Consider the following 11,837-nt stretch of genomic DNA (forward strand, 5'->3'; position numbering starts at 1 on the left):
ACCAGGTTATAAACCTAACAATGCCGCGGTTTGAAGGGCGGCCTTTTTATTGTACTCCCAGGCCAGTTTACGATAGTTGATTGCATCAACAATAGTACCGATCCAGCACAATCCTACTGTTAATATATATAATATGCCCATACCGATCTGATTGATCAGGAAGCGATGGATACCTGCGGGGCCAATCAGTCCGACAAGGCAGCAGATGAGAATAACCTGTGGATCCTTTCTCCGGCCCTCATAAACAGCCAGGAAACGCTGGCGGGTTTCAATGGAGTAATCGCGGGTAAGTTCCTGCAGCCATAGGAGTTCTTCCTGTTCAATACCCGGTAAGCTGATAAAGTCTGTCATGTATAGTGGTTTTTAAGTTCCGCAAAAGATTGCCATTGCAGCCTGGCGAGCTGGAAGGTCCGGTATGTTAATATTAATAATGCGAACGGTCCCAGAGGGTGGCTTTTCAGAGAGGCCCTCCATTCCCCATGCAACAAATAATGGATAGAATGTCCGAGGCCACACCCGGGGCACCAGGGTATTCCTATTCTTTTTAAGATGCACAAACTTGCCTCGCCAGTTGGCGAGGGATGCATAAAAAACAGCAACAGCAAGGCCGTCGGCCACATGATCAACTCTATATTAATATGTTGTATGTATGCTTTAATCTGCATGTTTCGTATCTGGGGCGCAGTTATTATTATTTTTTAAAATCTGTGCGGACAGGGCGTTTTCTCCGGGTGAAATTATTTCGTACAAGTTAAAGAAAATGTTCTTGGATCAAAATAAAATCCTAATTTTGCATAGGAAAATGATACTAATGAAGGGGACTGAGCGGTCCCCTTCTCGTTTTTTTATGGCAAATGAACAAGTGATAACAAACATCCGGGACCTGGCAGCAGAAATGCTTGCACCTTATCCGGAATACTTCGTAGTAGATGTGCGGATAAAGCCCACAAACAACGTAAAACTCTTTGTAGACGGGGATAATGGCGTACCGGTAGATAAGCTGGTCGCATTTAACCGGAACCTGTACACCAGGCTTGAAGGTGCCAATTTGTTCCCAGACAACGATTTTTCCCTGGAAGTATCCTCTCCCGGACTGGACGAGCCGCTGAAACTTCACCGTCAATACGTTAAGAACATTGGTCGTAAAGTAGCTGTTACTTTATTGGATAACTCCGAAAAAGAGGGTACGCTGCTGGCTATTACGGAAGAAAAGGTGACGATTGAAGAGCTGATTGGCAAGAAAAAAGAGAAAAAAACAACTGAAATAAATTTAAATGAAATCAAGCACACGAAGGTGTGCATCGTGTTTTAAAATATAATAATATAACCGAAACATGGCTAGTATTAACCTGATTGAGTCATTCACGGAGTTTAAGGAAGCGGAAAACATTGACCGTCCTACGTTGATGAAAGTGTTGGAAGACGTGTTCAAAACTCTTCTCCGTAAAAAGTATGGCTCTGATGAGAATTTTGACGTGATTGTAAATACTGAGAAGGGTGACCTGGAAATTTTACGCCGCCGTACCATTGTAGCAGATGGTGAGGTAGAGGACGATAATGCCCAGATTGCTTATTCGGAAGCCATTTTAGTTGAACCAGACTATCAGGTAGGAGAGGACCTTTACGAGGAAGTGGAGATCATGGATTTTGGCCGCAGGGCCATCCTGGCTGCAAAGCAGACACTTTCTGCCCGTATCGGCGACCTTAAAAAGAACATTCTTGTAAAGAAATATGCTGACCGTGTAGGAGAAATTGTAACGGGTGAAGTTTACCAGGTATGGAAAAAAGAAGTTTTATTGCTTGATGATGAAAGGAATGAGTTAATTTTACCTAAATCTGAACAAATTCCTACCGATTATTTCAAGAAAGGGGAAAATGTAAGGGCAGTAGTGAAAAAAGTGGAGATGAAGAATAATGCTCCGCTTATCATTCTTTCCCGCACCCATCCGACCTTCCTGGCTAAATTGCTGGAAATTGAAGTTCCCGAGATCTTTGACGGCCTTATCGTGATCAAGAAAATCGTACGCGAACCTGGAGAAAGAGCTAAAGTGGCTGTTGAATCCTATGACGACCGCATTGACCCTGTCGGCGCCTGCGTAGGTATGAAGGGAAGTCGTATACATGGAATTGTGCGCGAGCTGCGTAACGAAAACATAGATATCATCAACTATACCTCTAATATACAATTGTTGATCCAGCGTGCCCTGACGCCCGCAAGGATCAGCCGTATGGAAGTGGATAATGATAATAAATATGCTTCTGTTTTCCTCAAAGCAGATCAGGTGTCCCTGGCAATCGGTAAAAAAGGTGTCAATATCAAACTGGCCTGCGAATTGACGGGTTATGAGATTGATGTCTTCCGTGATGAAGAGCAGGAACAGGCTGAATATGACATTGACCTGGGAGAATTCTCCGATGAAATCGAAGAATGGGTACTGGACGAACTCAAACGTATTGGTTGCGACACTGCCCGCAGTGTACTTGACCTGACGGTAGAGGAACTGGTACGCCGCTCAGACCTTGAAGAGGAAACTGTAAGCGAGGTAAGAAGAATACTACAGGAGGAATTTGATAAAGAGTAGGTTCACACCACAACTTCCCCGGGATGTGGGCTTGCTCGACAGAAAGTATTTTTTAGTTATTGTTAATTGTTAAAAAGGAGTCCCGTTAGCTAACGGGAAAAATGGGGAGGCCCGAGATTACAATATGCCTGAAGTAACAAACAACACGCCACGATTGCTGGCTGCAGCGAAGGAGTTCAATATTGGTAAGGAAACCCTGATCGATTTCCTTGCTAATAAGGGCTATGACATGGGGGGCTTTGGCTCACCCAATGCCCGTCTTACGTCCCAGATGTATGCAGCATTGCAGTCCGAGTTCCAGCAGGACAAGGCTAACAAACGCAAAAGCGATCAGATAGCCCTGCCTAAAGGAAGTGTGTTAGATGCAATGAAGAAGAAAGAGAAGGAAGAAGCAGAGGCAGCAGCCAAGAAGAAAGAAGCAACTCCTAAAGAGGAACCCACACCCGCGGTCGCAGTTGAAGCGCCTAAACCCGAACCAAAACCAGAACCACGGCCGGAGCCTAAAGCAGAGCCTAAGCCCGAACCTAAACCGGAGCCAAAGCCTGAGCCTAAACCCGAGCCTAAACCAGTTCCGGTGGCGGAAGAAAAACCTGTTGTTAAAACAGAAGAGGCTCCTAAAGAACCCGTCGTAGCTCCTCAACAGCCTGTTGCTGAGAAAACGCCGCCTGTGCAGACACAACCGGAAACTCCGGAAGTTATAAAAACAGACGCCCCCAGGATCAATGGCCCGAAAGTCGTGGCCACTATCGACCTGGATGCGCTGAATAAACCTAAAAGACCTCCTGCACCACCGGCATCATTCAAAAAGCCGGAACAGGAGGAGAAACCAGTTGTTGCAAAACAACCGGAACCTACCGCCAGCGAAAAGGAAAGGCCGAAAGAACCTGTTCCGCAGCCGCAGGCACAACCGCAACCCGTTGCACAGCAACAGCCTCCGGTAGAAGCAGCCAAACCTGCACAACCTGAAGCGAAACCGCAGCAACCCGTTCAGCCAGTACAAAACGTACAACCAGTACAAGAAGTAAAAACAACGGCACCTGCTGCTGAAAAACCTGCTGTCCCCGCTGTGGAAGAGAAACAAGCGCCGGCAGCCGAAAAACCGGCAGCTGCTCAGGAAAAAACAAAAGAACCGGCAGAGGCGAAAGAACAAACCGCACAGAAACCGGCCGCACAGCATATGGACGAAGTTGCAGCAGACATTGCATCAGACCAGGATGATAACGGAGGAACTGCCGTTATTGAAAATATACAGGCCGAAAAACTCACCGGTCCTAAAGTGATCGGAAAAATTGAGTTGCCTGTACATTCAGAAAGACGCGACAATAAGGGTAACAGTAATTTCAACCGCGGTGGCGGCGGCAATAATAACAATGCCGACAACAACCGCAAGCGGAAACGTATTATAGTTGAAAAGAAACCTGAACCTATTCAGCCAGGCGATCTTTCAAAAGGTGGTAACGCCGATAACCGTGGTCCCGGTAACCGCGGAGATTTCAACAGGGATAACCGTCCCGGCGGAAACCGCGACAATACCAACAGACCCAGCGGTCCTAGCAGACCACATGCTGCGCCTAACCGCGATGGCCGCCCGGGCGGACCAGGTGGTAACAGACCAGGCGGACAGCAACATGGCGGTGGAAACCGTCCAGGTGGTGGTCCGGGTGGTAACAGGCCAGGCGGACAACATGGTGGCAACAGACCAGGCGGTAACTTCGGTAACCGCCCCGGTGGTCAGGGTAACTTCAACCGTGATCGTGACCGCGACAGGAAACCTGAAGAAAAAGAAATCGATAAGAACGAGATCCAGAATAAGATCAAGGAAACCATGGCCAAAATGACAGGCGGTGGTAACCGGGGTAAGAACACTAAAGCTAAACAACGCCGTGAAAAACGCCACGAGCTCGCTGAGCAGATGGCTAACCAGGGCGCTGAAAGCAACAAACTGCAGGTGACAGAGTTCGTATCTGTAAGTGAACTCGCCAACCTGATGGATGTGAGCTTTGCGGAAGTGATCTCAAAATGTATGGGACTTGGTATCATGGTATCTATCAACCAGCGTCTGGACGCAGAGGTGATAGAACTGGTAGCAGGAGAGTTCGGTTACGAAGTAGAGTTCATCGGTGTAGACGACGCAGACGAGATCGAAGAAGAAGAAGTAGCAGACAACGAGGAAGATCTGATCCCAAGAGCGCCTATTGTGACCATCATGGGTCACGTAGACCACGGTAAGACCTCCTTGCTTGACTATATCCGTAATGCGAACGTAGTATCCGGTGAAGCAGGGGGTATCACCCAGCACATCGGTGCTTACCAGGTGGTTACCTCTTCCGGTAAAAAACTCACCTTCCTGGATACTCCGGGTCACGAGGCCTTTACCGCGATGCGTGCACGTGGTGCCAAAGTAGCGGATATCGCCATCATCGTGATCGCTGCAGATGACGCCATCATGCCACAGACACGTGAAGCGATCTCCCACTCACAGGCGGCCGGCCTGCCAATGGTATTCGCTATCAACAAAGTGGATAAAGACGGCGCTAATCCTGAAAAGATCAAAGAACAGCTGGCAGGTATGAACCTGTTGGTGGAAGACTGGGGTGGTAAATACCAAAGCCAGGAAATTTCTGCCAAGAGCGGTCTGAACATAGACGTCCTGCTGGAAAAAATACTCCTGGAAGCTGAATTACTCGAACTGAAAGCTAACCCGAACAGGGAAGCTTCGGGTAGCGTGATTGAAGCCTCCCTCGATAAAGGCCGTGGTTATGTGGCTACCCTGCTGGTACAGAACGGTACCCTGCACCAGGGAGACACTATCGCCTCCGGTTCCCACTTCGGTAAGATCAAAGCAATGTTCAACGAACGCGGCCAGCGTGTTGACTCCGCAGGACCTTCCGCACCTGTACAGGTACTGGGTCTGAACGGTGCTCCGCAGGCAGGTGAGAAGTTCCGCATGTTTGAAGACGAATCCGAAGCAAAAGAGATCGCTAACCGCCGTGCACAGATCATCCGTGAACAAGGTATCCGTACCAAGAAACACATCACACTGGATGAGATCGGACGCCGTCTGGCACTGGGTAACTTTAAACAGCTCAACCTCATCATCAAGGGTGACTTTGATGGTTCCGTAGAAGCGCTGAGCGACTCCCTGCAGAAACTGTCTACCGAAGAGATCGTAGTGAGCGTGGTACACAAGGCCGTAGGTCAGATCACAGAATCCGACGTATTGCTGGCCACCGCATCCGATGCTATTATCGTAGGTTTCCAGGTGCGTCCTTCTTCTCAGGCATCCAAACTGGCAGAGAAAGAGAACATCGAGATCCGTACTTACTCCATCATTTACGATGCTATCGACGAACTGAAGAGCGCGATGGAAGGTATGCTGGAGCCGAAGATCGAGAAAAAGGTTGTTGCCAACGTAGAGATCCGCGAAACTTACCGTTTCGACAAAGTAACCGTAGCAGGTTGCTTCGTACTGGACGGAAAGATTACCCGAAACACCCGTGTAAACCTGGTGCGCGAAGGTATCGTGATCTACACCGGCGAACTGGCCTCTCTGAAACGCTACAAAGATGACGTGAAGGAAGTTGCTGCCAATATGGAATGTGGTCTGAGTATCAGAAACTATAGCGACCTTAAAGTGGGCGATATAGTGGAAGGCTTCGAAGAAGTAGAAGTAAAGAGGACTTTATAATATCAGCATAAACTTTTGTTAAAAAGATAAGCCGCCCAATAGCGGCTTATTTTTTATTGGCTATTTTTGAATTTCACTGCACTTGTTAACATGAATAAAATTTTTGCACTTTCTGCGGGTACTTTACTTCTTTGTCAGGTAGCCGCAGCCCAGCAGAAAATGGTAGCTGATAAAATTGCGGCTATTGTGGGGGATAAAATCATTCTTAGATCGGACATTGAAGGAGAAATGGTCAATCTGCAGCGTTCTACTGTAGACGGCTCCCTGCCTCCCAATGCTCCCTGCATGATAATGGAGCAGATCATTGCCCAGAAGGTAATGGTGATGCAGGCAGAAAGAGACAGCTTGCCCGTGAGTGAACAAGATGTGGACGGCCAGATCGACAACCGTATCCGTTACTTCGAAGACCTGTACGGCAGCCGTGAGAAGATGAAAGAGGTAACAGGATATTCCATTTACCAGCTGCGTGAGCGCTTCCGTCAGCCTATCAAAGAAGGTCTGCTGGCAAAAGCAATGCAGGACAAGATCACCGGTTCTGTGAAAGTGACGCCTTCTGAGGTAAAAAAGTATTTCGACGCCATTCCTAAAGATAGTCTCCAATTCTACGAATCCGAACTGGAGATTGGCCAGATCGTAATATTGCCAAAGGCAACCAAAGAAATGGACCAGTATGCGATAGACCGCCTGCTGGAGTTCAAGAAACAGGTGCAGGACAAAACAAGTGACTTCGGACGTCTGGCAATACTTTATTCAGAAGATCCGGGCGCCAAAGAGAATAAAGGAGTATACATCCTGAACAGGAACGACAAACAATGGGATCCCGACTTCCTGGCGGCGTCTTTCCGCCTGAAAGAAAATGAGATCTCCTCACCGATAAAAAGCCAGTTCGGTTATCACCTGATCCAATGTATTAAACGCCAGGGAGACAACATTACCGTTCAGCACATCCTGCTGAAACCCAATGTGACCCGTAATGATCTGGCAGAAGCGACAAAAAAACTGGACAGTGTCCGCCTGCTCATTCTTGATGGAAAAATGACCTTCGGAGAGGCAGTAGTGAAATATAGTGACCTGCCGATGGCAAAATTTGACGGTGGTATGTTGCAGAACAGAATGAATGGCAGTACCCTGCTCACTATCGACCAGCTGGACCAGCCTTCCGAAAGAGATATCGTGCTGTTGCTCGACACCCTGAAGCCAGGGGGCATCTCCAAACCAATGCCTTATGTCGATGACCAGCCAGGTGGCCGTGGCGGTGTGCGCATCGTTTATCTGAAAACACGCACCAACCCTCACCGGGAAAATATGACCGACGATTATGCCCGTATCCAGCAGCGCACCCTGCAGCTGAAACAACAGGATGCCCGCGACAAATGGCTCAGGGAAAAGATCCCGACATATTATATCCATGTGGAAGACGAGTTCAAACAATGTAACCACATCGCCAAGTGGATGGGAAGTATAGCAAAACAATAACACATATAATTCAATAACAGTCCCCGGTATAATATATACCGGGGATTGTTGTTTCAGGACCAGCCCGCATTTATCATTCAGCGTTGGGCGTTCCGCTTTTTACACGTAACTTTGCGCCTTCAATTCTAATAGGGATGAGTGATGCCATAAAACATGAATGCGGATTAGCGTTTATCAGACTTAGAAAGCCGTTCTCATATTACCAACAGAAATACGGATCAGTTTTCTACGGCCTCAACAAGTTGTACCTCCTGATGGAGAAACAACATAACCGCGGACAGGACGGAGCAGGTATAGCCACAGTAAAGTTGAACACAGAACCGGGAGTACCATTCATGCATCGCCTGCGAAGCAGCGCACCGCAAGCCATCGGAGATATCTTTGCCAAGGTCAGAGACGAAATAGACGAAATAGAAAAATACCAGCCGGAAATCACCAAATACCCTGGCCTTATGAAAGGCCACATACGTTTTCTCGGAGAGCTGCTGATGGGACACCTCCGCTACGCCACCCAGGGCAAGAACAACGTAGAACTCTGCCACCCCTTTGTACGTCACAATACCATTCCTGCACGCAACCTCGCCCTCGCCGGTAACTTTAACCTGGTGAACGTGGATGAACTGTTCAAGTTCGTGAACGTTGAACCCGGAGAAACACACCGTAACAGTGACCTGGCCGCTATGCTGGAAGTACTTCACCACTTCCTCAGCAAGGAAGATGAAGAAAGACGTAACGGGCTGGATGTGAAAAATATACTCCAACAGGCATTTTCCATGTTTGACGGAGGTTATCATGTGTGTGGGCTGATCGGCAGCGGAGACGCCTTTGTAATGCGCGACGCCCACGGTATCCGCCCTTCTTACTATTATGTCAATGAGGATGTCATTGTTGCCGCTTCTGAACGTGCAGCCATCCGTACAGCGTTCAATGTAGGAGAGAATGAAGTACTGGAGCTGATGCCGGGTAATGCCCTGATCGTGAAGGAAAACGGGGAATACAGCGTAGAGCAGATCCTGGCGCCGAAAGAGCGCCGCGCCTGCAGCTTCGAACGTATCTATTTCTCCCGCGGAAACGATGAAAAGATCTATAAAGAACGTACTGCTTTAGGCTATAACCTGTCTGAAACCGTATTGAAAAGCATCGACAACGACCTGCGTAATACCATCTTCTCCTTCATCCCTAATACTGCGGAAATTGCCTTTTACGGCATGCTGAAAGGATTGGAAGACTATCTCAATAAAATAAAGGTAGAGCGCATCGTTTCATGGGGGAAAGACTTTGACGAGGAAAAACTGACGGAAATGGTGAACCGCCGTATCCGTATAGATAAGATCGCTATCAAAGACGTTAAAATGCGCACCTTCATTACTGCAGACACCAGCCGTAATGAAATGGTACAACACGTATATGACATCACCTACGGTACCGTGCGTCCGGGCATAGATACCCTCGTAGTGATAGACGACTCCATTGTACGTGGCACTACGCTCCGTGAAAGCATTATCAGGATGCTGGACCGTCTGGGACCTAAACGTATCATTGTGGTATCATCGGCTCCACAGATCCGTTACCCTGACTGCTACGGTATAGATATGAGCAAAATAGGGGATTTTGTGGCCTTTAAGGCGGCAATTGAGCTCCTGAAAGACCATGGCAAGGAACATATCCTGCAGGAAGCCTATGGCCTCTGTATGGAACTGCAGCGTACAAATACCCTGCATGCCCAGAACGTAGTGAGAAATATCTATAAGCCATTTACAACAGAAGAGATCTCTGCCAAAATTGCCGAGATCATTACACCGTCCGATATCAGCGCCAAGGTAGATGTTATCTACCAGTCCATTGAAAGCCTGCACCAGGCTTGCCCGAATAACCTCGGAGACTGGTATTTCACGGGTAACTTCCCAACACCGGGAGGTAACCGCGTAGTGAATAAAGCATTCATGAACTACATGGAAGGTAAAAACGAAAGAGGATACTAAAAATATAAAGGGCTCGTTTCAAACGGGCCCTTTTTTTATGGCAGCTCCATTATTAAATTTCCTTTAAATCCGCCATTCCCTGGCCGGCAGAGCCCCCTGTATTACACTTACTTTCAGTAAAATCCGTAAATTAGTTAGTATTAAATAAGAACTAACTCAAACCGCGAACAGCAAATCCCTTTTGCTACATAATAACATTGTTGTTATGAAAACATTATTACTCATCCGTCATGCCAAATCGAGCTGGAATGACCCCGACGTGGACGACTTTGACAGGCCTCTCAATAAACGCGGCAAACAGAACGCTCCTGAAATGGCGCACCGCCTCGCACACCGGGGCATCATGCCAGAGCTGCTTATTGCCAGTCCGGCGAAACGAACCAAAAGTACCGCGCGGCTCATGGCTAAAGAATGGCATTATGACAAAGATGCTATCCTGTTGGAGGAAGAATTGTACCTGTGTTATGCCTCTACTTTTCTGAAAGTGATCACGAAGATCGATGACGACATAGACACAGTGGCGCTTTTCGCGCACAATCCTGGTATTACAGATTTTGCCAACTATGTAACCCAGGAGATCAGAATTGACAATATTCCCACCTCCGGTGTATTTGCTGTTCAGGCAAATATCCAGTCATGGAAAGACTTCGACCGGGCGAGGAAGTCCTTCCTTTTCTTTGATTATCCCAAACAGGAAGTTGTCTGACGTTAATCTTTCGCTATCTTATTGTAAGAGACGGTAATTCCTTTTATGAGTGAGGAACTGAAGCCCTGATGTTCCATCTCGTTAAGGCCGGCAATGGTGCAGCCCTTAGGAGTGGTCACCTTGTCTATTTCCTCTTCCGGATGGCGATTCTCCTTGATCAGCAGTTGTGCAGCGCCTTTTACGGTTTGTGCTGCGATCAGGTTTGCTGTGCGGGCATCAAACCCGATCTCAATTCCGCCCTGTATACTGGCCCTGATGAAACGCAGGGCATAGGCAATACCACAGGCGCCCAGCACCGTTGCTGCGTCCATCAGTTTTTCGTCAATACTTACTGCTACACCCAGCTGATTGAACATTTCTGTCACATACATTTCCTGCTGCTGAGACACATTCTTATGACAGATACAGGTCATAGATTCCTGTATGGCAATAGCGGTATTGGGCATGGCACGTACCACCGGCATACCGGCGCCTGCTATCTGTTCCAGGTCGTCAATAGAAACGCCTGTTATTACGCTGATCAGGATCTGGCGGGATGGGTCGAATGCACTTTTCACCTGCGATAGCACCTCTCTGACATTATACGGTTTTAATGCCACGACAATGACTTCAGCGTCCCGTATTGCTGCTTCGTTGTCTGAAATTGTCTGTACTCCTAACGACTGCAGATCATTTAATGAAGCCAGATTACGTTTGGTTACAGTCAGGTCTGCAGGCGCTGAAAATCCGCTCTTTAGCAGGCCCTGTGCTATCGCTTTCCCCAGGTTGCCACCACCGATGATGGCTATTTTCTTGTTAGACATGTTCACTTATTACTTTAAATCCTTCGGAAGGTAGAACAAAAATTTGTTACTTCGCATCCCTAAATCCAGCGTGCAATGCCGAAAGTATTTTATTGTGTGGTCTCATGTCTTATCCTATGCCTTTGTACTCAAATAACCAGCGCTGCCAACCCACCGAAGAAAGTAAAAGGGAAAGTGGTACGCATAATGGATGGCGATACATTTGAACTGCTGGTGAATAAAACTACTTACAAGATCCGCTTAAGCGCTATTGATGCTCCCGAAAAAGGGCAGGACTTCTATCAGAGAAGTAAACAGGCCCTCGCAGATCTGTGCTTCAATAAAACCGTCACAGTGGAACTGCTGCGCAAAGACAGGTATCAACGCTGGATAGGGGATGTATACAGTGCTGATGGCCAGTATGTCAATGGCAGAATGATCTCTGACGGTTACGCATGGCATTACACTGAATACTCGAAAAGCGCGCCCCTGGCTGCGGCCCAGGCAACCGCCAAAAGACAGAAACTCGGATTGTGGTCGCTCTCCAAACCGGAAGCGCCATGGTTGTTCAGAGCAGAGAAACGAAAAGACAAGCCACATCGTAAAGCTGCATAGACCTTT

The 11,837-nt window shown here is 47.8% G+C and carries 10 protein-coding genes; 7 read left to right on the forward strand and 3 right to left on the reverse strand.

All coding sequences use genetic code 11. The annotated features are described in order from the left end of the window. Positions 1-6: 6 nt before the first annotated feature. Complete coding sequence (locus MYF79_RS03260; RefSeq protein ID WP_199654284.1) at positions 7-351, reverse strand: NINE protein; 345 nt, start codon at positions 349-351, stop codon at positions 7-9. Then, positions 348-665 carry a DUF2752 domain-containing protein gene (locus MYF79_RS32485; protein ID WP_410688354.1) on the reverse strand — a complete coding sequence of 106 codons (318 nt, stop codon included), beginning with the start codon at positions 663-665 and terminating at the stop codon, positions 348-350. Before MYF79_RS32485 ends, MYF79_RS03260 begins: the two co-directional genes overlap by 4 nt. Before the next feature lie 182 nt (positions 666-847). Here MYF79_RS32485 and rimP point away from each other — a divergent pair, with 182 nt between their 5' ends. The 6 genes from rimP to MYF79_RS03290 all read left to right on the forward strand — a co-directional run bounded on the left by rimP (position 848) and on the right by MYF79_RS03290 (position 10,434). Further along, positions 848-1,312 (forward strand): ribosome maturation factor RimP, encoded by a 465-nt coding sequence (gene rimP / locus MYF79_RS03265; protein WP_247812537.1) that lies wholly within the window; start codon positions 848-850, stop codon positions 1,310-1,312. 22 nt (positions 1,313-1,334) lie between these two features. Further along, positions 1,335-2,582 carry a transcription termination factor NusA gene (gene nusA / locus MYF79_RS03270; protein ID WP_199654287.1) on the forward strand — a complete coding sequence of 416 codons (1,248 nt, stop codon included), beginning with the start codon at positions 1,335-1,337 and terminating at the stop codon, positions 2,580-2,582. Between the two features lie 124 nt (positions 2,583-2,706). Next, positions 2,707-6,270 carry a translation initiation factor IF-2 gene (infB, locus tag MYF79_RS03275; protein ID WP_247812538.1) on the forward strand — a complete coding sequence of 1,188 codons (3,564 nt, stop codon included), beginning with the start codon at positions 2,707-2,709 and terminating at the stop codon, positions 6,268-6,270. A 90-nt stretch (positions 6,271-6,360) separates the two neighbouring features. Beyond that, positions 6,361-7,746, forward strand: a complete 1,386-nt coding sequence (locus tag MYF79_RS03280) for a peptidylprolyl isomerase (protein WP_247812539.1) — start codon at positions 6,361-6,363, stop codon at positions 7,744-7,746. A gap of 254 nt (positions 7,747-8,000) precedes the next feature. After that, positions 8,001-9,728: an amidophosphoribosyltransferase gene (locus MYF79_RS03285; protein ID WP_247812540.1), complete on the forward strand. Its 1,728-nt coding sequence runs from the start codon at positions 8,001-8,003 to the stop codon at positions 9,726-9,728. Positions 9,729-9,933: 205 nt separating this feature from the next. Next, a complete protein-coding gene (locus tag MYF79_RS03290) occupies positions 9,934-10,434 on the forward strand; it encodes a SixA phosphatase family protein (protein ID WP_199654294.1) in 501 nt (166 codons plus the stop codon). A 2-nt stretch (positions 10,435-10,436) separates the two neighbouring features. On the opposite strand, the gene proC is transcribed toward MYF79_RS03290, so the two are convergent. Beyond that, the gene (proC, locus tag MYF79_RS03295; RefSeq protein ID WP_247812541.1) at positions 10,437-11,237 is read right to left on the reverse strand and encodes a pyrroline-5-carboxylate reductase; all 801 of its coding nucleotides are present in this window, start codon (positions 11,235-11,237) and stop codon (positions 10,437-10,439) included. Between the two features lie 75 nt (positions 11,238-11,312). On the opposite strand from proC, the gene MYF79_RS03300 reads away from it, so the two are divergent. Continuing rightward, entirely contained in the window at positions 11,313-11,831 is a 519-nt protein-coding gene (locus MYF79_RS03300; RefSeq protein ID WP_247812542.1) for a thermonuclease family protein, read from the forward strand. Positions 11,832-11,837 lie beyond the last annotated feature (6 nt).

Origin of the sequence: Chitinophaga filiformis (assembly GCF_023100805.1) — a bacterium.
Taxonomy (GTDB): domain Bacteria; phylum Bacteroidota; class Bacteroidia; order Chitinophagales; family Chitinophagaceae; genus Chitinophaga; species Chitinophaga filiformis_B.

What these genes read in the sequence shown, in the direction of transcription:
- MYF79_RS03285 (WP_247812540.1), top strand. Translation starts at nt 8,001, where the DNA reads ATGGAGAAACAACATAACCGCGGACAGGACGGAGCAGGTATAGCCACA.
- rimP (WP_247812537.1), top strand. Translation starts at nt 848, where the DNA reads ATGGCAAATGAACAAGTGATAACAAACATCCGGGACCTGGCAGCAGAA.
- MYF79_RS03260 (WP_199654284.1), bottom strand. Translation starts at nt 351, where the DNA reads ATGACAGACTTTATCAGCTTACCGGGTATTGAACAGGAAGAACTCCTA.
- infB (WP_247812538.1), top strand. Translation starts at nt 2,707, where the DNA reads ATGCCTGAAGTAACAAACAACACGCCACGATTGCTGGCTGCAGCGAAG.
- MYF79_RS03290 (WP_199654294.1), top strand. Translation starts at nt 9,934, where the DNA reads ATGAAAACATTATTACTCATCCGTCATGCCAAATCGAGCTGGAATGAC.
- MYF79_RS03300 (WP_247812542.1), top strand. Translation starts at nt 11,313, where the DNA reads ATGCCGAAAGTATTTTATTGTGTGGTCTCATGTCTTATCCTATGCCTT.
- nusA (WP_199654287.1), top strand. Translation starts at nt 1,335, where the DNA reads ATGGCTAGTATTAACCTGATTGAGTCATTCACGGAGTTTAAGGAAGCG.
- MYF79_RS32485 (WP_410688354.1), bottom strand. Translation starts at nt 665, where the DNA reads ATGCAGATTAAAGCATACATACAACATATTAATATAGAGTTGATCATG.
- MYF79_RS03280 (WP_247812539.1), top strand. Translation starts at nt 6,361, where the DNA reads ATGAATAAAATTTTTGCACTTTCTGCGGGTACTTTACTTCTTTGTCAG.
- proC (WP_247812541.1), bottom strand. Translation starts at nt 11,237, where the DNA reads ATGTCTAACAAGAAAATAGCCATCATCGGTGGTGGCAACCTGGGGAAA.